We start from the raw sequence: 25,043 nt of genomic DNA, 5'->3' as shown, positions 1-25,043 counted from the left end.
GCAACTGACGTTAATCATAATTATTTATTTAGAATGATTTTAATTAAAAGTCAAATCTTAATCTTAAGCTACTTTATTTCAAGTTCAGTTCTTGCATCTTCCATTTCTAGTATGTATTTGCCTTTTGGTAAATAATACTTTCCATTACTTGCTTTGGTAATATCTAAATCCTTGTCAGCTTTCATTAATTCTTTGCGCCCTTTTTCTGTTAGTTCCAAATTATAGGTTACAAAATTAAAGCCTTTCTCCACAGGAACTTTTATTTGATTAACTTCTATCCCAGATTGAGACATAACTGTCATGCTTCTTTCCCCAGAACTAGAACTGTAAAACTTAATTTCAGTTTGTGGCTCATAAGCCTCTGAAAATTGGCTCCAAGCATTGCCCCATCGACGCGAATATCTTATGGGTTCTATTTCAAAAAAAGTAATGGGATTTTCTTTTAGTTCATCATCCATTTGTTGCAATGGTGCAATATTAGCCTTATAAATGCTTCGCCCATGTGTTCCTAGCAAAAGGTGTTTTGCTTTTGGCTGAACAACCATATCGTGAATAGCTACATTGGGTAATCCTTTGCTGAAAATCTCCCAAGAATCGCCGCCATTAAAGGAGACGTAGGCACCATTATCCGTACCTAGATAAAGTACATTTTCGTTCTCAGGATCTTCTGCTATAACATTTACCGGAGCATCTGGAATATTTCCACTGATGTCAATCCATGTGTTTCCGTAGTCTTCACTCCTGTAAGCATAAACACCAAAGTCATCCCATCTGTAACCATTAAGTGTAACATAAACACGCTCTTTTTTATGTTTTGAGGCTACAACCCGACTCACCCATAAATCCTTTGGCAGATTATTTGATAGTTTAGTCCACGTACCTCCTGCATTAGTAGTACGGTACACCAGACCATCATCGCTACCTGTATAAATTAGTCCAAATTGAAATGGGCTCTCACTAATTGATGTTAACGTCCCATAAGCTACATTTCCTCTCTTTCCTCCATTAGTAAGGTCTTCACTGATGGCCTCCCAATCATTACCTTGGTTCATGGAACGCATCAATTTATTTGCACCAAAATAGACGATATCTTGATTGTGAGGCGATAATAACACAGGTGTTTGCCAATTAAATCGATATGGGTTTTCTCCTAACGTATGCTTGGGCTGAATAAATTTACGGTCACCAGTACCTAGATTTAATCTGAAGTAGTTTCCAAATTGAAAACCTGTGTAGACAATATCAGAATTCCTAGTATCAATTTGCACCTGCATTCCGTCACCGCCCATGATACTTTTCCATGGGTATTGCCCAGTTTGCTGCCATCTTTTATCCTCCCTAGCATTATGCGCACCTTTCCATACGCCGTTATCTTGTAGGCCTCCATAAACATTATATGGTTTTTCGTTGTCAACATTTATGGCATAAAACTGACCCACAGAGGGTGAGTTATTCTTAATCCAATGTTCGCCATCGTCATAAGTAATGTTCACTCCGCCATCATTACCATTTATAATATGATTTGGATTTTTAGGATTAATCCACAAGGCATGGTGATCGGAGTGCACATTATTAGCACTAATAGATTTGAATGATTTTCCACCATCCTTTGATTTCAAAATAGGAACACCATATATATAAATATGATTTAAATTGGCAGGAGAAACATGAATATGCCCAAAGTAATATCCATAGCTGTAATACAAGCCATCTAAATAGCCGTCATGGGTTTTAGACCAGCTTTTACCTCCATCTGTACTTTTGTATACCTCAGCACCCACAACAGGTGTATCAAACAATAATGAATTGGCATCTTCAAGGTATTTTGCCAAATCAATTGGTTTTACATTTCCAGATCGCACCATCTGCTTTACGTTTTGAGCTCTATATTTTTCTTGAAATCCATTGGTCTTTAAAAATGTGTTCAATTTTTTGTCATCCAAGGCAAGAAATTCAGAGGATGTCATACTTTTAAAATCTTCCTTTACTAATCCTCGTTGCTCGTCCTTATTTTCCTCATCTGGTCTTCTAAATTGACTATCGTGTATGGCATAAATTGTATTGTCATTAAAAATAGCAACACCAATCCTACCTACGCCTTCTCCAGTTGGAAAACCGCTTTTTTCTGTGGATACTTTAGTCCAGGTTTCACCAGCATCGGTACTCTTGTAAATTGCGGAGTTATTTCCGTTTCCAGTAAAGTTCCAAGCCTTACGATCCTTGGTCCATGAGGTGGCAAACATAAGGTCATAATTTTCTGGACTATGCCTAAGGTCAATAATCCCAGTGGTGTCATCTATAAATAAGGTCTGCTGCCACGTTGCGCCCCCATCTGTTGTTTTATATATACCACGTTCTTTGTTGGCTGAATATAAATGCCCTGTAACACCAACGACCACAACATCTGGATTTTCTGGATGAACTAAAATTCGTCCGATATGATGCGAATCTAATAGGCCAACATTAGCCCAACTTTGTCCGTTATCGATTGTTTTTAAAATTCCGATTCCTGCGTAAGACGATCGCGAGGCATTATTCTCTCCTGTCCCTACATACAAGGTTCGGGTTGGCCAATGCATCGCAATATCACCAACATTTTGGGTAGGCGAATTATCCATAATTGGCGTAAAGGTTGTACCATTATTCACGGTATGCCAGACGCCTCCAGAAGCATAGGCGACATAAAATTCTGAAGGCATTTCAGGATTAACATCCAAGTCTACCACACGACCGCTCATTACAGTTGGTCCAATATTTTCAAATGGCACTTGCTTCACCAAGGAATTAGTAGTCATTTCAGCTTTATGCTCTAGGCTTTGCCTAATAACATCTGATGTGGTTGCCGGTTGTTGTGAAAAGGCAAAAAAAGCAGTCAATACAATGCCAATGGCAAGTAAATTTTGTCGTAACATATTGGTCGGAATTTTTTAGTGGCATGAAATTACGCATTTAAGGTAAAAGCATCAAACCTCTTTTTAAAGTTTGGGCGAAAGACCGTACCTTTAGGCTTCTATTTTACAATTCCTGTTCTCACAGGCAAAACCATTTAATGTTTTCAAGATGAAATATCACCCTATAAACAAAGACTTATTTATAAAGAACAGAAAGAACTTTGCGGCACAAATGAAGCCCAATAGTCTAGCCATATTTAATTCCAACGATATTTATCCCGTAAGTGCAGACAGCACCTTAGCCTTTGCTCAACATAGAGATATTTTTTACCTAAGTGGTGTAGACCAGGAGGAAAGTGTCCTTGTTGTCTTTCCAGATTGCCCTAAGGAAAAACATCGTGAAATACTATTCCTTAAGGAAACCAATGAGCACATCGCTGTCTGGGAGGGTGAAAAGTTAACCAAAGAAAAAGCGTTTGAAACCTCTGGCGTAAAAACAGTGTATTGGTTACAAGATTTGGAAAAAATCCTTTTTGAGTTGATGACACAGGCGAATACGGTTTATCTTAACACCAATGAACATTACAGGGCCAACGTAGAGACAGAAACAAGAGAAGCCCGCTTTGTAAAATGGCTTAAGGAGAAATATCCAGCGCATAATGTCGCTAAAAGCAATCCTATACTGCAGCGTCTTCGTTCTGTGAAAGACCCTATTGAATTAAAACTTATGCAAAAGGCCTGCGACATTACGGAAAAAGGTTTTAGGCGCATTTTAAACTTTGTAAAACCAGAGGTTTGGGAGTATAATATTGAGGCCGAATTTATGCACGAGTTTCTCAATAACCGTTCTAAAGGATTCGCTTACACACCCATTATTGCAAGTGGTAATAATGCCAATGTGCTTCATTACATTGAAAACAATAAACAATGTAAAGCAGGTGATTTAATTCTATTGGATGTTGGCGCAGAGTATGCCAATTACTCTAGTGATATGAGTCGTACTATTCCCGTTTCTGGAAAATTCACCAAACGCCAAAAAGAGGTCTATAACGCAGTTAACCGTGTAAAGGATGAGGCAACAAAACTCCTTGTGCCAGGAACCGATTGGGCCGAATATCATGTAGAAGTTGGTAAGCTAATGACCTCTGAACTATTAGGCCTAGGGCTACTGGACAAAGCCGATGTTAAAAATGAAAATCCGGATTGGCCAGCCTACAAAAAGTACTTTATGCATGGTACCAGTCACCATATTGGTTTAGATACGCACGATTATGGCTTATTGCATGAACCTATGCAAGCGAATATGGTATTTACGGTAGAGCCTGGCATTTATATTCCGGACGAAGGTTTTGGTATTCGTTTAGAAGATGATGTGGTTATTCAAGACAGCGGTGAACCTTTTAATTTAATGCGAAATATTCCTATTGAAGTGGAGGAGATTGAGGCGTTGATGCATGGTTAAGTCTAATTCAAAATCGTCCTGGGTTACAGCTATTAAGCAGCTCATTGAGGCTATACTCCAAGCGCTTGGCCATAGTACCGCAACCAAAAGAACCTGGCATCAACACGTTGTGCCTTATGAAGATGGCTGGGCGGTACGGCGCGAGGGCAATAAGAGAATTACTTCCAACCATCGCAAACAAAGCACCGCTATACGCAGGGCCAAGACCATCGCCAAACGTAAAAAGGCAGATGTCATTATTCACCGCGCAAGTGGTGGGATTAGGGAGCGGATTTGTTATCGTGATGATGAGTAATGCTGGGATTCTGCGGTGTTATGATATCTTGATTTTAGGACTTAGATAAGACCCTAATCACTATTGTTATAGCAAATTATAATCAACAGTTGGTTCTACCATACAAAACATATAGAAAAAGGGTACACAACTTTGGCGTACCCTTTCTGACTTATTATTCAAGGACCCCTTGCAAGAATAAAGCACCACTTAACTCTTCTCCTATCTGATGCAGATCATTGCCGTTGAAATCTACACTATAAAGTTTGAGCTCATTATTATCATTATAGTCTCCAAAAACGATACGCGACCCAGCAGCGTAATAATAGCAGTAGGCATAGTTGGTAGCATTATTAGGATCTGTGTCAGGCAATACCAGAAGTGGTTGAGACCCACTAGTCAGATTGATTCTGAAAATCCCTCTTCCCAAATCATTAGTACTTGCACCCAAGATAATATCGTTTCCATCAGGTGACCAGTCCATACCGTCATTATACCTCCCTGGAGGTAAGTTTATGGTATTCGTAATTAATCCGGTCTCGGGTTGCATAACAGAGAGTTTGGTATTTATGATATAACTACCGTCAGGAAGATCCTCATAACTCTCGATTATAAAAGCAATGTCTCCAGTGACAGGGGAAATTGTGAAATTCTCCACACTTTCTTCGGACTGGTACAGTGACGTTAAATAACTAACTTGTCCCGATTCGATGTCATAAGCAGCAAGGTCAGAAAAACCGCCAGCATTAGGAACTACTGGCTGACCTGGATTCTCCCTGATAAAGTATAAGGTCTTACTATCTCGAGAAAACTCTGGAAAAATGTCATAAGCAGAATATTCTAATCCAACGATATCGGAGGGTAACCTGATAATCTCACCCGTAAGACAATTTCGGAGGTGCATATTAAATCCTACAGGTGGGTCGCTGGCATCCTCATACGGGTTCCACGCTATCCATTCTCCATCGGGTGAAATGCCAATACTTGATCCACCAGATACATTGAGATATTCGTCTCCTGTACCATCGAAATTGCAAACACGCCCAAAAGTCCCATTACGCTGGTAGATAATCTTGGGTTGGTCAAAGCATCCACGAGGAAATTCTTGATTGATATCAGAAGGCACTATTTCAAAGTCTAATGTTTCTGTGGCGAGCAGAATCGCGTTGGCGTCAAACACCTCTACTCTAATCTGTTCTTCTCCGGCTGTCTTTCCAACACAATAAATGGTGCTTTCAGCAATAGATGGATTAGGCAGGACATTGGTACCATCAGACAATTCTCCGCGATCTGTGGAGAGCGACCAACGGAAAGTAAGACTACTGGTAGCGTCGATACCCGATACTTCTGCTGTAAAGGTCGCCGTATTATTCAACGCTAGTTTGTTGTCGTTTAGGCCAGATGTGGTTATGGAGACTGAAACGTCGTTGTAATTAGCCTCGTCCGTAGTGCAACCTAGTGAAGTAAATAGAATTAGAGAAAATAGCCAGTGTAATGATTTCATACTTTAAGAATTTAATGGTTTTACCATTACATCGTAAGCTCTAAAAAATGTCATCATTCATAGAGAAAGTGGTGGGATTAGAGAGCGGATTTCCTTTAAAGATTAAAATCTAAATATAGCCGAGTTCGGCCACCTAAAAAAAAAGAAGATTACCAAATTATAGCCAAACTGTTAAATAGATGCTAAATCTCTAGTTTATAGATGATTTCATAAGGTTTTATCATCCAAAAGCCTTATACTACTCGTATCTTTATTATAAGACTTAAACACTTGCTATGAAACCATTACAATTTTTAAGAAAACGTCTCCTACGAGAGCATGCTGACCGCTGGCAACAACAAGCAACAGTTGCCAATTCTAAATCAAAAACTCCTGCCAAACAAAAGCATCAAGAGGAGGAAGATGCTTTCCTCTTTATTTAGAGGAATATTAATTGGCTTATGCCCATCCCTGCTTTATTGTATTTCGTAAAGACCTAAAGTATCCTTATATTTAAATGCCTTACAAGAACTTTTTCTTTAAGATATTTAAACTGTAATTGATGCAAAACATAACTATTCCTGAAGGTGCCAAAATTGAAGACTATAAAGCGTATGGTAGCCTTAATCACTTAGTACACCAATTTTTAGAACAGACCAAATCCTCAATCCAATCACTTAAGGGCAGTACTATTTGGATGATAAATTCCACGGCCACAGGTGGAGGCGTTGCCGAAATGCTTCCAAGCCAAATTAGGATTATGAGGTCACTTGGTGTTAACATAGTGTGGCTCGTAATTGAAGCGTCCGATAATGCGTTTTTTAAACTCACCAAACGGATTCATAATGCCATACATGGCAGTGGTGACGGTGTTTTTAATGAGGCCGACCGCACTATTTTTGAAAAGGTGAATGCTCAAAATATCGATGCAGCTTTAAATTTTATAAAAGATGGTGACCTTGTGGTTATACACGATCCTCAACCTATGCCTCTAGCTGGCATGATTGCCAAGACAAGAAACGTAAAGCTAGTATGGCGTTGTCACATTGGTTTAGAAGAGCACAACACTACAACTAAAGGCGTTTGGTCTTTCTTGTCTCAGTATTTTGAAGCCTATGACCATTTTGTTTTTAGTATCCCGTCGTATGTTCCGGATATGATCAAATCCAAAACCAGTATCATCACCCCTGCCATAGATCCTCTAAGCCATAAAAACAGAATACTACATACCGATAAATGCTTAAATATTTTGCTACAATCTGGTATTATTAGTGGCAGAAAACCTTTGTTGCACGATGTGTTTCAACACCAAGTACGTCGCATTCTGCCCGATGGTTCTTTTGGTGAGGTGAATCAAACCAATCCTTTGGATATTATATACCGACCAACAATCACGGAAATTTCGCGCTGGGACAGATTAAAAGGTTTTAAAGAGCTTATGGACGCTTTTATCAGCATGAAACAAAACAATGAAAATTCAGGAGATAGATCGAGTGAAAATTACCAGCGTATCAAGGTTACACGTCTTATTTTAGGTGGTCCAGACCCTGCATTTGTTGCCGATGACCCAGAAGGTGAAGAAGTTTTAAATGAATTAATTGAACAGTACAAAAATATTGACCCTGACTTACAAAACGATATTGCTATTCTGTTACTACCATTAGATAACCCTAGGGAAAATGCTCTGATTGTAAATGCATTACAACGTTTTTCTAATATAGTTGTGCAAAACTCCTTGCAAGAAGGTTTTGGGCTCACAGCCACCGAGGCTATGTGGAAACAACGACCAGTCTTAGTATCTGGTGCTGCTGGATTAAAATTTCAAGTTGAAGACTCTGTAACAGGAAGAATTAACGAAGACCCTACTGATATCGGCCAATTAGCCTCTAAACTTGAACAGATGCTAAATAAACCGAAAGAGCGCGACAATTGGGGCTTTAACGGTCAACTTAGAGTCATTAAAAATTTTACGCTGTTTAGTCAGATTGAATCTTGGCTGTCTGTATTATCTGATGTAAAGCAGGTATAAGACTTTCTGTGCTAGATTTTTAGTTATTGGAATGATTTCCTAATTCAAATGAAACTCTGAGAAGCTCGGTTGATTTTCAAAAACATAACGTTGTAACTTCTGTAGGGTTTCTAGCCTATCTGAGGTATTAACCAAAAGCGATATATTATTGTTGCTTCCTCCATAAGCAATCATTCGCACATTTACATCTTGCAGTATTTGAAATAGTTCTGATGTATCTGGATGAAAAATAATCTGATGCCCCACTAAGCACACAATACTCATAAAATCATCTACTTCAACTGTTGCAAACTGTTGTAATTCGGTACAAATCTGTTTTAAATGTGTGGTGTCATCAATGGTTAATGATACGGCAATTTCAGAAGTGGTTACCATGTCTATTGAGGTCTCGTAACGCTCAAATACTTCAAACACCTTCTTTAAAAAACCGTGCGCCAGTAACATTCGTACGGATTTAATTTTTATGGCCGTAATGCCATCTTTTGCAGCGATGGCCTTGATACCTTCTCCATGAATTTGATTGGTAATCAACGTACCGTGAGCTTCTGGTGCCATAGTATTTTTTAAACGCAAAGGTATGTCCAAATCACGAACAGGAAGCACGGTCTGTGGATGTAAAATCTTAGCGCCAAAATAGGCTAATTCTGCGGCCTCGTCATATGATAAATGAGATAAGGCTGAAGTATCATTCACGTGCCTTGGGTCATTATTATGAAAGCCGTCAATATCTGTCCAAATCTGAACCTCATCTGCATGCAATGCAGCACCAATGATAGTTGCCGTATAATCACTACCGCCACGATTAAGGTTGCTAATTCTACCTTGGTCGTCCAAACAAATAAATCCTTGTGTAATGTATATGTCTGCTTCTGGAAGCTGGGTCATTAAACGGTTAAGATTTTGCTTTATGTAAAAATCATCTGGTTCGTTATTGGCATTGGTGCGCATAAAATCTATAGCTTGCAATAATTGTACGCTTATGCCCTCTTGCTCTAAAAGCTTACTGAACATAAAAGTAGATAATAATTCGCCTTTGGCTACAATCTGATTATGCAAGAATACGGTATGGCTGTTAACAATTGAATTATGCAGATCAATAAAAACCACGTTTATATAGTCCGTTACTTCCGTTAAAAGATTTTTGCTGTCCAATAAATCACGAGCTGTGGTTAAGTATTGCTCCTCTAGACCGTTTATTAATTGAGTTGCTTCTGCATTATTGCCAGACGCAATAATTTCTGATATCTCTACTAAGGCATTTGTAGTGCCTGACATGGCAGACAAGACCACCACTTTTTTATTAGGTCCTGAGATAATATCCTTAACATGATTCATATTAATAACTGAACCGACAGATGTCCCACCAAATTTATATACTAACATAGCATGCTTTTTTTAAAGACAGTAAAATTAGACCTGATAGGCTGCTAAATGAAAATAACTTCAAAAAATAGTTTATTTTTACACAAATTGTTAAATATATAACATATGAAAACTATAGCTGCTTGCGTTGAAGAACTTCTAATCAGTCAACCTTTTTTAGAAGAAGCGCTGTTCCGCAATATAATCAACTTCTCTGCCCTCGCTGAAGAGCTGCAGCAACCTGTAAGCGATATGCTTCGCAAACCTGTAAAAACTGGCGCTATAATGATGGCTCTGCGACGTTATAGCCCACCGCCTCACTTGAGAAAATCTAGACAAATGCAATCGGTACTAAAAGAATTGGGCGATATTACGGTACGCTCTAATTTGGTGGACTACACCTTTCAGAATTCCGATACGCTAATTAAAAGTCATGCAAGGGTTCTCAAAGATTTTAACCCGAAGGCCTTTTATGGATTTTCGCGTGGAATTTATGAAAGTAATATTGTTGTCTCTAAAACAGAAGCTGAGAAAGTGCTCCATAGTTTCGAGGCTGAAGTCCTCATAGGCTCTCAAAATGATCTATCAGCCATAAGTATTCGATTACCCGAAAATAATTCTAAAATATCTGGTCTGTACTACCAGATTTTTAAACGTTTAGCATGGGAAGGTATTTCACTGTACGAAGTCATTTCTACCACGAACGAATTTACAGTACTAGTTGAAAACCATATGGTAGATCAAGCGTTTTCAGCTATTAAGACTTTACATATAAATTAATTGTAATATTTTTAACTTCATACAATTAAACCATAACTTATGAATTCTCATTTAGGACTAAAAAAGCTAATTAAAAATAAAGGAATGCTCTTGTTACTTGTGGGTGTATTGGTTTCATGTGAAAACGGTACACCCAAAAAACAAGAAGAGATTAAAAAAGAAAAAAAATCAGTAGAACTGGATGGCACTTACTACTTCGCTTCCCAAGAAAAATCAAGTTCAGATAGTTCTAAATACAACTACCATTTTATCGAGTTTGAAGTAAATGACACAAACCATGTTAAAGGTACTTTTTATTATAAGCCATATGGTACTGATGGGGCTCAAGGCTCCTTTAAAGGTGTTATAGATTCTAGCGGTGTATTAAAAATAGAGCGCAAATTTTTAGCCGAAGGCGAAATTTTCAAAGAAAAATTAAACTTAACTTTGAGAGGAAATGAAATAGAACTTGGTTACAACGATTCTAATGGTGTTGAGGCGACCCTTCCACAAGTAGATGAACTAAATTATTCCAAGATATTTAAAGGTTACCAGCAACAGCTACTCAAAAACCATCTAAATACTACAGACCGCAGTCGCCTAATGACACTTTCTAATTTAAAAAATAGCATGGGTTATACTGATGAAGATATGGCAAAATTGAAGTTTATGGAAGCCATGGCTGATTTAGACAATGACCCTTATGAGATAGAATATCTTTTATATGTTATAGATCCTATGCTTTGCGGCTCTGGAGGTTGTAATCTATACTTGTTAAAAGAAGATGGAAGCATACTTCAAAAACTAACAGTAACCAGTCCTCCAATTTACATTGATATACAAGAAATAGCTTCGATTAAAAAAGGGCAATGGCGAAATTTTTATGTATATAGTGATGGTATGCGTATGGTAGCCCCTTTAGACGGAAAATATCCATCTAACCCTAGTATTTTACAAGAAATACAAAAAGAAGAGCTACAATCTTTCCCTGAACAATATCAACTTATTATGGACTACTTAGAATAATAATTACGTTGAGGAACTCCTAAAATAAAGGAACGCATTTGTTAGAATAAATACTAATAGTGCAGGCAGCACCCACCCCAAACTGTATTCAGCTAAAGGAATAAAATCTTTTAAAGGCTTAATGGTACCTTCGTCAATAAAAAACTTTAAAAAGTCTGGAATACTAAATAAAAATGTAGATAGTACTACTAATTTAAAAACTATTGGGTTTGCCCATTGCTCTGGCAGCACATTTAGTAAAATTAAAATTATGGAAATAGGATAAATAAACATCAGAGCCGGTATGGCCAAATCAATAATTAAACCAACTTCAAAGCTTCCAACAATTATACCTGTTAGACAACAGATTACAGCTGTAATTATATATACCTTATGATTATGATTGCATAAATCCTCAAAGAAGTCGGCAATGGAGACCGTTATTGCTACAGCGGTGGTAAAACACGCGAGGGCCACCAAAACACTTATAAAGGTAGCTCCAATACTGCCTAGGGTCAGCGTTGAAAGCCCAAGCAATAAATCTGTGCGGCTTATGTCTGTTGGAAAAGCACCATTATAAAAAGCACCGATAGCTATCAGTCCTGTATATATTATAAACAAGCCAAGCATGGCAATGAAGCCCGATTTAGCAATAATTCGCTTTTTCTCAGCAAAAGAATACTTATCGCTTTTGTTTAAAGATATAATTATAACACCACCCATTACCATTCCTGCTAAGGCATCGTAGGTTTGATAACCTTCAAGTAGCCCATCAACAAAGGGGGTTTTAAAACTTGGAGCCCTCATTGCAGTTTCAGCAGACATTATACCTATCCCAATAATTAACAACACCATAATTACAATTAAAGGTGTGAGATATTTACCAAGAATATTTAAGGCTTTAGAACGGTTTATTACAAACAAAAAGACCAAGGAAAAATAAATCAGACTCGTCCATATAGGTTCAGTGCCAAAGTTAGGAGCTATAGCCATTTCGTGAGTTACAGCAGCAGTTCTCGGCGCTGGTAACGCTACTATAATGATGTACATTATTATGCAATACACCAAACTAAATGAGGGTGATACTTTATTCCCAAATTCGAGCATAGTCCCTTGTAATTTAGCATGACCAAATAAGGATAAAAGCGGGATAAGAGTTGTTGTTATTAAAAACCCCATAGCTACAAGCCACCAATCTGGTCCAGAATTGTAACCTAACAATGGAGGTAAGATGAGGTTTCCTGCACCAAAAAAACCTGCAAACAGTGCAAATCCGAAAAGGAAAATTCGCTTGGTATCCGTCATTATTTTGTTTTTACAAGATGTAAATCATGAAAATCAAAACTAAAATCTGTAATTGGGGCGATATAAGACATTGTGGCAGATTGTGCTATGCCTTCTTCGTCAAAAGTAAATTTCACAAATACATCAGCATCATAACTACGGTCATTCCATTTTGCTACATACGTTGTCGCTTTATAAGGTAATAATTCACCATCTAAACGAGAGGAGCGCTTAGACGCTATGCTATATTTGGTTCCATTATATGAAATCTCAATGTCACCAAACCAATCGTCCGTATATATTCCAACAATTTGCTCTGGTTTCGGTACATTAATCTTTTTGCCCATGAGTTTAACCTGATTATAAACGGATTGTTTAATGCTATCATTGTATTTGAGATATTCTGCATTTCGAGACCCAAACATCCCGAGCCAATTTCTATTCTCATAACCTAAATAACTATCCTTAATAGTATTTGTTATGGTATTGAATGCTGAACCATTCATTTGATTGGTGAGAACAACAATAGCCAAATTCAATTCGGGTATCATTGTAAATTGAGTCACCGTGCCTAAAAGTCCTCCTGTGTGATAAACTTGTTTGTAACCGCCTTTAACATCTGTTACAAACCATCCTAGTCCGTAACCTCTAAAATGTGAGCCATACCAATCTCCTGGGCGCACAGGCAATGGTGTTTGTAGTTGCCAAAGCTCATGAAATTGCGCTTTGCTTAACAAACGCTCTCCAGATGTTGTAACAGCTTCGTTGATTAAAAACTGTGCCCAAGTCAACATGTCTGGCACATTGCTAACTATACCACCTGCCGCGTTGGCTGTAGCACTCCAGTCGTGAGGAATAGGCACAACTTTTCCTTCGGTTCTGGTGTGTGCATCAATAATATTTGAGCGGTTAGTAACACGATTGTAAGACGCCTTACTGTTAATCATACCGACAGGCTTCATAATTTTAGTTTCAATGAACTCTTCCCAAGATAGTCCACTGACACGTTTTAGAACTTCTCCTGCAACGATATAGAAATTGTTATTGTATCTAAATGTACTTCTAAACGAACTTTCAGGTTGGAGATACTTTAGGTTGTCTATAATGTTTTGGACGGAAAAGTCACTACCTTCTGGGAAGAACATTAAATCACCAGCTCCCAATGGCATACCACTGCGATGTGTCACCAAATCTCTAATAGTAAATTCTGAAGTTACCCAAGGATCTTTAAGCTGAAATTCTGGGATATACTTGCGCACCTTATCATCCCAACTCAATTTACCGGCATCAACCATCATGGCAAGAGCGAAACAAGTGAATCCTTTGCTATTGGAAGCGACTCCAACAAGTGTTTTGCTTTCCATAGGCTCTTTAGTAATCATAGAGCGTATCCCGTGACCCTTAGAATAAATTACCTTACCGTCTTTTAAAACACCAACAGAAATACCTGGCACATCAAAGGTGGTTAAGGTTTCTTTGACAAGTTGATCTAGCTCTGGTTCAGGAATTTGCGCATTAGAAAAAACGAACAAAAGAAGAAAACAACTACGAAAAAGGGTATTTAAATTCATGTGGTCAATTAATTGAATTGCTTTCAAATATAGCAAATGTTAGAATCCTTTTATTTAAAAAAGAACTCGTTTATGTATCTTTAAATCTATGTTTATCGATTACAATTCTTCTAAAGTACATTTTGAAGTAGATGGAAATGGGCCAGCCTTGTTGCTGCTGCATGGTTTTATGGAAGAACTTTCCATGTGGGATTGCTTTATTAAAGGGTTGTCTCAAAAATGCAAGGTTATACGAATAGACCTTTTAGGTCACGGCGAGACAGATTGTATTGATGAAGTCCATAGTATGGAAACTATGGCTGAAGTTGTTTATGCCGTGTTGCAATCTTTAAGTATTAAAACCATAAAGGTAGTTGGACATTCTATGGGAGGATATGTTGCATTAGCTCTTGCAGAATTATATCCTCAGCTCATTTCAGATTTAGTTTTGCTGAACAGCACATTTATAGCCGATTTTAAAGAACGAAAAGAATTACGTGCCAAAGCTAATCTGCAAGCAAAAGAGAGTAAAGAATCTTACGAAAAGCTCTTACGGTTGTCATTTACCAATTTGTTTGCCCCAGAAAGCAAAAAAACTTATAGTGAAGAATATAAGAATTCTTTAAATAAAGCCTTACAAACCTCTATTTGCGCATATACTGCTGCCATGGAAGGCATGAGACTACGACCTAACAGGCATAACATTCTTAAAAAAATACCAAACAGAAAAGTTGTTATTGCTGGTAAAAAGGACGAACTCATAAATTTGGAATTATTAAGAAAAAAAACAGACAATTCGCCTATTGAGTTAATAGAATTTTCAGAAGGGCACATGAGTCATATAGAAAATAAATCAGAATTATCTTACTTTTTAAATCGTTTTATCGAAAATTAAACCACTTAAACGTTTTAATCTTTAAAAATTTCTACATTTAGCTTCCCAAATCAAAACAATAACATTATAAACCAAATCTACCATGACGCCTACTAAATTATATTGTGATTTTTTTGGTCATAATTATGAGATCACAAAAAAAGTTACAAAACACGTAAAAGAATACACTTGTAAATGTTGTAAAAAACAATTAACAACGGATAGCAATGGAAGGTTAATTGAACTTACTCCTAAATATCAAGATATCAATTCCGCTTTAGAACGCGTTTATAACAACAGAATAATGCGTTTAAAGCAAAAATCACTCCATTCATCGATCTGTTGATTGTTAATAACCTGTGAATAACTCAATTTCTTATCTTTAATTCGCTAATTAATCTACGAATCCTACTAAGAAGATAAGAAAAAATGAAAAATGTTTACTGTTCCCTTTTTGGTCACGAATATAAGGTGTCTAAAGTAGTAACATACCACGTCAAGGAATACAAGTGCAAGCACTGCAAATCTGAAATGACTATTGATGGCAATGGAAGGTTTATTCCACTAACTCCAAAATTTAAAGAAATAAACAATGTACTCAACAGAGTACACACCAAGCGTTTAGAAAGAGGTCAAAAGTTATTTATGGCTGATTTTTAAGAGCGTTCCAGCCCTTGGCAATTATTGGTATGCGCTCATCTGCTCGTGTCACTAAGTGCATTCCTTTTTCTTTCTCGGTCACATAGCCAATAACCGTTAAGTTTGGATTACCCTTTATTTTATCAAAATCTCGTTGAGCAATTGTCATTAAAAGTTCGTAATCTTCTCCTCCATTTAAAGCAATAGTCGTACTATCGATATTAAATTCTTCACAAGTAGAAATAACTTGCGTATCTAAAGGTATTTTGTTCTCATAAAGGTCAATACCTACTTCACTTTGTTTACACAAATGGATGATTTCAGAAGACAATCCATCACTAATATCTATCATACAGGTGGGTTTGACCTCAAGTTGTTCCAACAACTCAATAACATCCTTGCGCGCTTCTGGTTTAAGTTGGCGTTCAATGATGTAAGTGTACATAGACAAGTCGGGCTGATTACCAGGATTGACCTTAAACACCTCCTTCTCACGTTCGAGGACCTGCAAACCCATATAAGCCCCACCAATATCGCCTGTAACCACAAGTAAATCATTGGGTTGAGCTCCAGAACGTAATACGACCTTTTCATTATCGACAGTTCCTATTGCGGTAACGGAAATTATTAAGCCAGACGTTGAAGATGTAGTGTCACCTCCTACAACATCAACATTATACAATTTAGCAGCTGTTGAAATACCATCATAGAGCTCTTCCAAAGCTTCTACCGGAAACCTATTGGAAACCGCTATTGATACAGTAACTTGTGTTGCCTTGGCATTCATTGCGTAAATATCAGAGAGATTTACTACAATAGCTTTGTAACCTAAATGCTTTAGAGGCATATAACTTAAATCGAAATGAACTCCCTCCACAAGCATATCGGTTGATACAACCACATTAGTATCTTTAAACCGTAAAACTGCAGCATCATCGCCTACACCCTTAATAGAAGAGTCTTGCTCCAACTTAAAATGCTGGGTGAGATGATTAATTAATTTAAATTCTCCTAATTCACTTAAAGGGGTCCTTTGTGGATTTTTATCTTCTAACATACTGCAAAAATATTATGCTTTTTCCAATTTAAGAGATAAGACTGAGCTTATTTTAACGTTATTAACATACAAATGTATTTTTTGAAGTAAATTGCTAAAAAAATTTTATGAAATTGTTTACCCTGAAAAATTTCAAATCTTTCAGTCTTATCCTGTTTATATCAAGCGTTACTTTCACTTGTGATGATGAAGTTGTTGCTATTGGTAATACGGACATTGATGGAGATACTATAGCCAATGTTGATGATAATTGTCCGGAAACTTCTAATCCTAATCAATCTGATATTGACAATGATGGCATTGGCGATATGTGTGATGAAGATATTGATGGTGATGGTGTCTTAAATGAAGAGGATAATTGTCCAAATACACCAAATCCTAACCAAGAAGATACGAATGGTGATGGTCTAGGTGACATCTGTGAACTCATTGAGGATATTGACAACGATGGAATTGAAGATTCACTGGATAATTGCCAAAATATTCCAAATCCCAACCAAGAAGATACGGATGGTGATGGTCTTGGTGATGTTTGTGATAATTGTATTAATAACGCTAATGCTAATCAAGCAGATACAGATAATGATGGTATAGGTGATGCCTGTGACTTGAGCCCTTTTACGGCGGATTATCCTTGCTCAAATGGTCTCGCTGGCGATTTCCCTTGTGACAATTTTGATTTAAAATCACACGTCCCAGTTGGAGTACTTGGAGGTCCTGGAGCTGAAGGTAACGACTCTTGGGGTTGGACGGACCCTATAACAGGAAAAGAATACGCGTTAGTAGGCACAACAACAAGTGCAGCATTTGTTGATATCTCTGACCCAACACAGCCGATTTATCTGGGTCGCCTACCTACAGCAACAGTTAACAGCCTTTGGAGAGACATTAAAACCTATAACAATCATGCGTTTATTGTAAGCGAAGCTCCTGGTCACGGTATGCAGGTATTTGATTTGACGCGACTAAGAGACGTTACCAACCCACCTGTAACATTTACCGCAGATGCTTTATATACTGGCTTTGGAAGAGCTCATAATATTGTAATTAACGAAACCAGTGGTTTTGCCTATGCCGTTGGATCGGACACATTTAATGGAGGGCCACATTTTGTAAATATTCAAAACCCAACAGCTCCAATGGCTGCAGGAGGATATGCTAATGATGCCTACTCCCATGATGCCCAAGTGGTTACTTATATGGGACCAGATCCAGATTATTCCGGAAGGGAAATTCTTATTGGAAGTAATGAAAATGAAGTGGTAATTGTAGATGTAACGGATAAAATAAGTCCTCAACAAATATCAACAATTAGTTATTCTAATATTGGGTACACCCATCAAGGCTGGTTTACTGAAGATATGCAATATTTCTTGTTAGGAGATGAGGTTGACGAAATCAATTTTGGTCTTAACACCAGAACTATTGTATTTGATTTTTCAGATTTAGACAACCCTTCATTTCATATGAATTATTTAGGTCCAACTGAAGCTATAGATCATAATGGATATGTTGTTGGCGACACCTTCTATATTGCTAACTATTCTGCTGGACTTCGTGCTATAGATGTTTCTAATATTTCATCAGGAGTAATGCAAGAATCTGGGTATTTTGATACTTTTACTCCTCATAACAATACATCCTTCAACGGTGCATGGAATATTTACCCTTATTTTGAAAGTGGGAACATAATTGTTAGCGATATCGAAGGAGGACTTTTTGTAGTAAGACCTTCAAATTAAGGCTAATGAATAGGAGAATTGTTTTATGTCATCTTTGTGCCGCGCTGCTTCTTATAACTCAAGCTTGCAGTAATGACGATGAATCCGGTAACGGAGAAGATGACGCTACGGTTGAATCCATAAGTACATTAGGTGGTTCTAACAATGATAGCGGAAGAGCGATTGTTGCCACACAAGATGGAGGTTACGCCATTTTAGGCTATACCCAGAGTAATGATGGTGACATTACGGATAAGCAAGATAGTAGTTTTGATTATTGGCTTATAAAATTCAACGTCGATGATACAATGGAATGGCAACGCACCTACGGTGGGTCTCAAGATGATAGAGGTAGAGATATTATACAAACCTCAGATGGTGGCTATGCTATTTTAGGATTGAGTTTTTCCAGTGATGGAGATGTTAATTCAAACGAGGGGCTACAAGATTACTGGTTAGCTAAGCTCAGTCCAAGCGGAGATATCCAGTGGCAAAAAACATTTGGCTATTCTGGTGCAGATTCTGGTATATCTGTCATTGAGACTAATGATAATGGTTTTTTGTTGTCTGGTATTTTAGATGTCACAGCCTCTGGTGGTGAAGGAAATACCTCCAGACTCTTAAACCGACATGCTGGAGGCGACTATTGGGTGCTTAAATTAAACGGACTTGGCGATATAGAATGGAGCCAATATTTTGGTGGTAACTTTACAGATACACCGGAAGGTGTGGTGCAAACAGAAGATAACGGATTTATAATTGCTGGGGGCTCAGACAGTAATGATACAGATATCTCTTCAAATAAAGGCAGTTATGATTTTTGGGTCATTCGACTTTCAGCGACAGGTGTGCTTATTTGGGAAAAATCCTTCGGTGGTGACCAAATTGATGAGGCAAGGGCGATTGCCGCTTCAGCAGACGGAAATTATATCGTTGTTGGAGATACACGCAGTAATAATTTAGATGTCTCTAATAACAAAGGCGGTGCAGATTTATGGCTTATTAAAATTTCTCCGGAAGGTAATTTAATTTGGGAAAATACATTAGGTGGGTCTAATTTTGATGTAGGACGTTCTTTGAAAATCCGTGAGAATGGCAACCTTTTACTCGCCGGAAGCTCTAGAAGTAGTGACATAGATGTATCCAAAAACCAAGGCCAAAATGACGCTTGGATTCTTGAAACGAATAGCGATGGAACGCTACTTTGGGAAAAATCCTTTGGAGGTTCAAATATCGACTTTGCGTATGCCATCACAGAACTTTCTAACGGAACGATAATTTCGACGGGAGATACCTCAAGTATTGATGGTGACATAGAAGAAAACAAGGGCTTCTCAGACATGCTAATTGTAAAAATTAATTACTGATGAAAAGACTTTTAATAACCTTAATGATTATAGCTTCAATTAGCTATTCGTGCAGTGACGATGACAGCCGCCCGTCAAGTGCTAATGTTAACTTTGTTTTTTCACACACATGGGATGATGTTAGTATTGACAATGATAATCTGAATACGATAAATGTAACAAATGAGAATGGTGAACTCTTAGATTTTACAAGAATCCGCTACTTGATATCGCGGTTTGAATTTACTAATATCGAAGATGGAACATCCTTTTTATTTAACGGATATAAATTTACCGACCTTTCACAGACATCTACCTATAATTTTTCAGCGGACAATAATACTATTCCAACGGGCAGATACAGACTTAGATTTGTTTGGGGATTTAATGAAGCCGATAATATTGACGGTGCATACCTAGATTTAAATAGCGCATCTTGGAACTGGCCAGCACCATTGGGAGGTGGTTATCATTTTCTACAAATGGATGGGCAATATAACATTGACAGTACACCTAGCAATTACAATTTTCATAATGGGACCGCTAGGTTTAGTGAGAATCCACCTGTTTACGAGCAAAATTTTAAGGTCATAGATTTTTATGAAATTATTGAGGTAAACGACAATACATCAGTGGAAGTAATTATGAATATTTCGGAGTTTTTCAAAAATCCCCATCGATGGGATTTAAATATCCTAGACACACCCTTAATGCCTAATTATGAGGCTCAGAAGATGATGCAAGATAATGTGGAAACTGTTTTCAGTTTAGGCGAAATCACCCAAAACTAAAAGTGCAATGAAAAGGGCTTTCTGTTTATTTGCATTTACCCTTGTACTTTGGAATTGTTCTGAAGATGAGGTAGGCTATGAGCCAACGCCTTATCAATTAGAAATACCTGAAATATTTGCCGACAATATTATTGCCCCTATTATTCCAACTACCAATCCCTTAACTGAAGAAGGTGTAGCCCTAGGAAAAAGGCTATTCTTCGACCCTATTTTATCAGATGATGGTAGTATGGCTTGCGCCAGTTGTCACATGCCTCAAAGCACCTTTACAGACAACCTAGAAAGGAGTATTGGGATTGATGGTCTGAGTGGCCCAAGAAATTCAATGCCTCTATTTAATTTGGCATGGAATTATAACGAGCGATTTAATTGGGATGGCAAGGCCTTAAGTTTAGAAACACAAGCTATAGAACCAGTTGAAAACCCTCTAGAATTACATAGCGATTGGACTGAAGTCATAGAACGATTACAAAATCACCCAGAATATCCCGAATTATTTAGATTAGCCTTTAAAACGAGTACTATCTCAATTGAGCTCACAACAAAATCCATTGCGCAATTTGAACGCACCTTAATCTCAGCTAACTCAAAATTTGATAGATATTCTTTGGGCCTAACCTCATTAACTCCGCAAGAACTGAACGGCCTCGATATTTTCTTAAGAGAAGACAAAGGTGATTGTTTTCATTGTCATGGCAATCCTAATAACCCTCTTTGGACAGATAATGATTTTCATAATAATGGCTTAGATGAAACCTTTAGTGATTTAGGGCTTGGAGCTGTAACCGGAGACCCAAATGACAACGGAAAATTTAGAACACCTTCTCTAAGAAATTTACAATTTAGTCCGCCTTACATGCATGATGGGCGTTTTGAAACCCTTGATGAAGTTATTGACTTCTACAGCGAAGGCTTACAAAACTCGTCTACCATTGACCCTTTAATGAAAAATGTTAGCCAAGGTGGTGTACAGCTTTCGGATTCTGATAAGGCTGATTTAAGAGCCTTTTTGCTTACCTTATCTGATCCTTCTTTCATTTCTAATCCAGACTTTCAGAATTAACCTTAATCAGCAATTACGACAATTCCAGTGCTATTCATCGAAAAAATAAGCACTTCGCCTTTTTTTTGGTGGGTTTTGGTTATTTTGAACATCCCAAAGACACTTAAAATGAAACCTGCTATAAAAAATACGTTACCGTGTACTGTATTTGGACATAATTACGTGATATCAGGACTACGACAAAATAATCCTGTGAGTCTTGCTTGCAAGGAGTGTGGAAGCCCCCTAAACACTGATGATAACGGTAATTTCACCGAAAATGGTATCACTAATAAAGCCATTCAAACCACCTTAAGGCAATTATTTCATCTTCGATTAAAACTATCCATGTACTCCTACTAGTTCTAAGTTGCTGTAAATCAAAGTTTTTTATTATTACCAATACCTATAAGCCTATTTGCTAATAAAATGTTAGCAAGCATCTCAAAATATAGGTTTAATCGTATATTTGCATACAATTTAGAATTAATCTAGTTAAGCAATATGATTAAGGTTTCAGAACAAGCTAAACGTAAAGTTGTAGAGCTTATGACAGACGATGGCTTTAGCCCTTCCTCTGACTTTATAAGAGTTGGTGTAAAAAGTGGCGGCTGTTCTGGGCTGTCTTACGACCTAAAGTTTGATAAATCAAAAGCTGAAGATGACAAAGTCTTTGAGGATAACGGAATAAAAATTATTGTAGATAAGAAAAGTTTCCTGTACCTCATAGGCACAACCTTGGAATATTCTGGAGGGCTGAATGGAACAGGTTTTGTTTTTAACAATCCCAACGCCAACAGAACTTGTGGTTGTGGTGAATCATTTTCTCTTTAAACATGCAAAAAACTATGTCAAAATATACTGAAGACGATTTAAGGGAAGAACTAAAAACCAAAGAATATGAATATGGTTTTTATACAGACATTGAGTCTGAGACATTTCCTAATGGATTAAACGAAGATATTGTTAGGGCCATTTCAAAGAAAAAAAATGAACCTGAATGGATGACCGATTGGCGACTTGAGGCTTATAGAGCTTGGCAACAAATGAAAGAGCCTGAGTGGGCGAACGTAACCTATGAAAAGCCAAAATTTCAGGAGATCTCTTATTACTCTGCCCCTAACAGTAAGCCCAAATATGACAGCATTGATGAAGTTGATCCTGAGCTATTAGCTACTTTTGAAAAGCTGGGTATTTCTTTAGATGAACAAAAAAAGCTGGCAGGTGTCGCTATGGATGTAGTTGTAGATTCTGTTTCAGTGGCCACTACCTTTAAAAAAACATTAGCGGAAAAGGGGATTATTTTTATGAGTATCTCCGAAGCCATTCAAGAATATCCTGAATTGGTTAAAAAGTATATAGGTACTGTAGTACCGCAAAAAGATAATTTTTATGCAGCTCTGAATTCGGCAGTTTTTAGTGATGGCTCATTTTGCTACATCCCAAAAGGGGTTAGATGCCCAATGGAATTATCTACCTACTTTAGAATAAATCAAGCCGGTACAGGTCAATTTGAAAGAACACTAGTCATTGCTGATGAAGGTAGCTACGTGAGTTATCTAGAGGGTTGTACTGCACCAAGTAGAGATGAAAATCAATTGCATGCGGCAGTAGTTGAATTAATAGCATTAGACGATGCTGAAATAAAATATTCTACCGTTCAAAATTGGTATCCAGGAAATGCTGAAGGCAAAGGTGGCGTCTACAACTTTGTTACAAAACGAGGGCTGTGCGAAAAAAACGCTAAAATTTCTTGGACACAAGTAGAGACGGGTAGTGCTATCACTTGGAAATATCCATCTTGTGTTCTAAAAGGAGACAATTCAGTTGGCGAATTTTACTCTATCGCAGTTACCAATAATTTTCAACAAGCAGATACTGGTACAAAAATGATACACCTTGGTAAAAACACCAAGTCTACTATCATTTCTAAAGGAATCTCGGCCGGAAAATCTCAAAATTCTTATCGTGGTTTGGTGCAAATAAGCCCTAGAGCCGATAATGCGCGTAACTTTTCACAATGCGATAGTTTGTTAATGGGTAATGAATGTGGTGCACACACCTTCCCTTACATAGAGGCAAAGAACAAATCTGCTCAAATAGAGCACGAAGCTACTACAAGTAAAATTGGAGAAGACCAAATCTTTTACTGCAATCAACGTGGTATTGATACAGAGAAAGCTATAGCTCTTATTGTAAATGGATTTAGCAAAGAGGTACTCAACAAGTTACCAATGGAGTTCGCTGTTGAAGCCCAAAAACTTTTAGAAATTAGCTTAGAAGGATCTGTCGGATAAACGAAGTAGTATGAAAACAGTCGGTAAAATTATTTTGATTTGCTTGGTGTTTGTGACTTGTAAAAATGACACCAAAAAAGAAGTAGATTTAGAAGAGAACAGGAATAAATCCTACAATCAAGATGATGGATTTACAACCATGAAAGGTGAATTTGTGTACTACGCCGACGCAGCGGTTTTACAAACTAAAAACGAAATCTACGGCGTGGTAATTGATGAAAATATGCATCTTTTAGAGAAGCAAGTCAAACCCTTTAAAAACGAAGATACGGACATGGTCCCTGTGACTGTAAGGGTTAGAAAATTCGAGAAAAAGGCTAACGAAGAGGGTTGGAAATATCGCGTTGAAATAAAAGAAATTTTAAAGGTGGACGCGCCTGACCAAAATAAAGAAGACGTTATTAAACTAGGAAATTAGTATTATGTTAAAGATAAATGACTTACACGCAAGTGTAGATGACAAAGCCATATTAAGGGGCATTAATTTACATGTAAAACCCGGAGAGGTTCATGCCATCATGGGGCCAAACGGTTCAGGAAAAAGTACTTTAGCCTCCGTTATTGCTGGCAAAGAGGAGTATGATGTAGATGAAGGTGAGATTTTACTCGAAGGTGAGAACATTGATGAACTTGGACCAGACGAAAGAGCTCACAAAGGCGTATTCTTATCCTTTCAATACCCTGTTGAAATTCCAGGTGTTAGCGTAACCAATTTTATGAAAACAGCCATAAACGAAACGCGAAAGGCTAAAGGGTTAGAAGACATGCCAGCAAATGAAATGTTGAAAATGATTCGTGAGAAAGCTGAACTTTTAGAGATAGACCGTAAGTTCCTATCTCGTTCACTCAACGAAGGATTTTCTGGTGGTGAGAAAAAACGAAACGAGATTTTTCAAATGGCTATGTTAGAACCTAAATTAGCCATCTTAGATGAAACTGATTCTGGGCTTGATATCGATGCCTTACGAATTGTCGCTAACGGTGTCAATAAGTTAAAATCAAAGGATAATGCAGTCATTGTTATTACGCATTACCAGCGTTTGCTAGATTATATAGTTCCAGATTACGTACATGTTTTGCACAACGGCCGCATCGTTAAGTCTGGGTCCAAAGAACTGGCTCACGAATTGGAAGCTAAAGGCTACGATTGGATTAAAGAAGAAGTTAACGCATAAGA

At 37.6% G+C, this 25,043-nt stretch carries 24 protein-coding genes; 18 read left to right on the top strand and 6 right to left on the bottom strand.

The window, feature by feature from the left end:
- Positions 1–68: 68 nt before the first annotated feature.
- Positions 69–2,912, bottom strand: a complete 2,844-nt coding sequence (locus J4050_RS01420) for a VPS10 domain-containing protein (protein ID WP_208152153.1) — start codon at positions 2,910–2,912, stop codon at positions 69–71.
- 148 nt (positions 2,913–3,060) lie between these two features.
- On the opposite strand from J4050_RS01420, the gene J4050_RS01415 reads away from it, so the two are divergent.
- A complete protein-coding gene (locus tag J4050_RS01415) occupies positions 3,061–4,353 on the top strand; it encodes an aminopeptidase P family protein (protein WP_208152152.1) in 1,293 nt (430 codons plus the stop codon).
- On the top strand, positions 4,346–4,648 hold the full coding sequence (locus J4050_RS01410; protein ID WP_208152151.1) for a DUF2188 domain-containing protein: 303 nt from the start codon (positions 4,346–4,348) through the stop codon (positions 4,646–4,648). Before J4050_RS01415 ends, J4050_RS01410 begins: the two co-directional genes overlap by 8 nt.
- A gap of 154 nt (positions 4,649–4,802) precedes the next feature.
- On the opposite strand, the gene J4050_RS01405 is transcribed toward J4050_RS01410, so the two are convergent.
- A complete protein-coding gene (locus tag J4050_RS01405) occupies positions 4,803–6,131 on the bottom strand; it encodes a TolB family protein (RefSeq protein WP_208152150.1) in 1,329 nt (442 codons plus the stop codon).
- A 275-nt stretch (positions 6,132–6,406) separates the two neighbouring features.
- On the opposite strand from J4050_RS01405, the gene J4050_RS01400 reads away from it, so the two are divergent.
- Both J4050_RS01400 and J4050_RS01395 read left to right on the top strand, forming a co-directional pair.
- Complete coding sequence (locus tag J4050_RS01400; protein WP_208152149.1) at positions 6,407–6,553, top strand: hypothetical protein; 147 nt, start codon at positions 6,407–6,409, stop codon at positions 6,551–6,553.
- A 119-nt stretch (positions 6,554–6,672) separates the two neighbouring features.
- A complete protein-coding gene (locus J4050_RS01395; RefSeq protein WP_208152148.1) occupies positions 6,673–8,139 on the top strand; it encodes a glycosyltransferase in 1,467 nt (488 codons plus the stop codon).
- A gap of 39 nt (positions 8,140–8,178) precedes the next feature.
- On the opposite strand, the gene J4050_RS01390 is transcribed toward J4050_RS01395, so the two are convergent.
- Entirely contained in the window at positions 8,179–9,522 is a 1,344-nt protein-coding gene (locus J4050_RS01390; protein WP_208152147.1) for an aspartate kinase, read from the bottom strand.
- A 105-nt stretch (positions 9,523–9,627) separates the two neighbouring features.
- Between J4050_RS01390 and J4050_RS01385 the strand changes: the two genes are divergently transcribed.
- Together J4050_RS01385 and J4050_RS01380 are read left to right on the top strand one after the other, a co-directional pair.
- Complete coding sequence (locus J4050_RS01385) at positions 9,628–10,281, top strand: hypothetical protein (protein ID WP_208152146.1); 654 nt, start codon at positions 9,628–9,630, stop codon at positions 10,279–10,281.
- A gap of 39 nt (positions 10,282–10,320) precedes the next feature.
- Positions 10,321–11,286 carry a hypothetical protein gene (locus J4050_RS01380; RefSeq protein WP_208152145.1) on the top strand — a complete coding sequence of 322 codons (966 nt, stop codon included), beginning with the start codon at positions 10,321–10,323 and terminating at the stop codon, positions 11,284–11,286.
- 3 nt (positions 11,287–11,289) lie between these two features.
- Here the strand turns inward: J4050_RS01380 and brnQ are convergent, their stop codons facing one another.
- Together brnQ and J4050_RS01370 are read right to left on the bottom strand one after the other, a co-directional pair.
- Positions 11,290–12,570 carry a branched-chain amino acid transport system II carrier protein gene (gene brnQ, locus J4050_RS01375; RefSeq protein ID WP_208152144.1) on the bottom strand — a complete coding sequence of 427 codons (1,281 nt, stop codon included), beginning with the start codon at positions 12,568–12,570 and terminating at the stop codon, positions 11,290–11,292.
- Positions 12,570–14,147: a serine hydrolase gene (locus J4050_RS01370; RefSeq protein WP_243878516.1), complete on the bottom strand. Its 1,578-nt coding sequence runs from the start codon at positions 14,145–14,147 to the stop codon at positions 12,570–12,572. The genes brnQ and J4050_RS01370 overlap by 1 nt, the downstream gene beginning before the upstream one ends.
- A gap of 61 nt (positions 14,148–14,208) precedes the next feature.
- Between J4050_RS01370 and J4050_RS01365 the strand changes: the two genes are divergently transcribed.
- From J4050_RS01365 to J4050_RS01360, 3 genes are all read left to right on the top strand, one after another.
- Entirely contained in the window at positions 14,209–14,994 is a 786-nt protein-coding gene (locus J4050_RS01365) for an alpha/beta fold hydrolase (protein WP_208152143.1), read from the top strand.
- Between the two features lie 82 nt (positions 14,995–15,076).
- Positions 15,077–15,319 (top strand): DUF1660 family phage protein, encoded by a 243-nt coding sequence (locus J4050_RS15410; RefSeq protein ID WP_243878515.1) that lies wholly within the window; start codon positions 15,077–15,079, stop codon positions 15,317–15,319.
- 83 nt (positions 15,320–15,402) lie between these two features.
- Positions 15,403–15,633 carry a DUF1660 family phage protein gene (locus J4050_RS01360; RefSeq protein WP_208152142.1) on the top strand — a complete coding sequence of 77 codons (231 nt, stop codon included), beginning with the start codon at positions 15,403–15,405 and terminating at the stop codon, positions 15,631–15,633.
- On the opposite strand, the gene thiL is transcribed toward J4050_RS01360, so the two are convergent.
- Entirely contained in the window at positions 15,617–16,669 is a 1,053-nt protein-coding gene (gene thiL, locus J4050_RS01355; protein WP_208152141.1) for a thiamine-phosphate kinase, read from the bottom strand. The two genes, J4050_RS01360 and thiL, sit on opposite strands and share 17 nt — an antisense overlap.
- A 107-nt stretch (positions 16,670–16,776) precedes the next feature.
- Here thiL and J4050_RS01350 point away from each other — a divergent pair, with 107 nt between their 5' ends.
- From J4050_RS01350 to sufC, 9 genes are all read left to right on the top strand, one after another.
- Positions 16,777–18,411 (top strand): choice-of-anchor B family protein, encoded by a 1,635-nt coding sequence (locus J4050_RS01350; RefSeq protein ID WP_208152140.1) that lies wholly within the window; start codon positions 16,777–16,779, stop codon positions 18,409–18,411.
- A 5-nt stretch (positions 18,412–18,416) separates the two neighbouring features.
- Positions 18,417–19,757, top strand: coding sequence for a hypothetical protein (locus J4050_RS01345; RefSeq protein WP_208152139.1), 1,341 nt, complete (start codon positions 18,417–18,419; stop codon positions 19,755–19,757).
- Positions 19,757–20,527: an MbnP family protein gene (locus J4050_RS01340; RefSeq protein ID WP_208152138.1), complete on the top strand. Its 771-nt coding sequence runs from the start codon at positions 19,757–19,759 to the stop codon at positions 20,525–20,527. Before J4050_RS01345 ends, J4050_RS01340 begins: the two co-directional genes overlap by 1 nt.
- A gap of 7 nt (positions 20,528–20,534) precedes the next feature.
- The gene (locus tag J4050_RS01335) at positions 20,535–21,590 is read left to right on the top strand and encodes a cytochrome-c peroxidase (protein WP_208152137.1); all 1,056 of its coding nucleotides are present in this window, start codon (positions 20,535–20,537) and stop codon (positions 21,588–21,590) included.
- 108 nt (positions 21,591–21,698) lie between these two features.
- Positions 21,699–21,932, top strand: coding sequence for a DUF1660 family phage protein (locus tag J4050_RS01330; RefSeq protein ID WP_208152136.1), 234 nt, complete (start codon positions 21,699–21,701; stop codon positions 21,930–21,932).
- Positions 21,933–22,073: 141 nt separating this feature from the next.
- Positions 22,074–22,403: a HesB/IscA family protein gene (locus J4050_RS01325; RefSeq protein ID WP_208152135.1), complete on the top strand. Its 330-nt coding sequence runs from the start codon at positions 22,074–22,076 to the stop codon at positions 22,401–22,403.
- Positions 22,404–22,417: 14 nt separating this feature from the next.
- A complete protein-coding gene (gene sufB, locus J4050_RS01320; RefSeq protein WP_208152134.1) occupies positions 22,418–23,866 on the top strand; it encodes a Fe-S cluster assembly protein SufB in 1,449 nt (482 codons plus the stop codon).
- 10 nt (positions 23,867–23,876) lie between these two features.
- Complete coding sequence (locus tag J4050_RS01315) at positions 23,877–24,284, top strand: hypothetical protein (RefSeq protein ID WP_208152133.1); 408 nt, start codon at positions 23,877–23,879, stop codon at positions 24,282–24,284.
- Between the two features lie 4 nt (positions 24,285–24,288).
- Positions 24,289–25,041, top strand: coding sequence for a Fe-S cluster assembly ATPase SufC (sufC, locus tag J4050_RS01310; RefSeq protein ID WP_208152132.1), 753 nt, complete (start codon positions 24,289–24,291; stop codon positions 25,039–25,041).
- Positions 25,042–25,043 lie beyond the last annotated feature (2 nt).

The sequence above is a fragment of the Winogradskyella pelagia genome, from assembly GCF_017581965.1.
GTDB lineage: Bacteria > Bacteroidota > Bacteroidia > Flavobacteriales > Flavobacteriaceae > Winogradskyella > Winogradskyella pelagia.
Note: the sequence above shows the minus strand (reverse complement) of the source record. Positions and strands in the feature narration are given on the sequence as shown.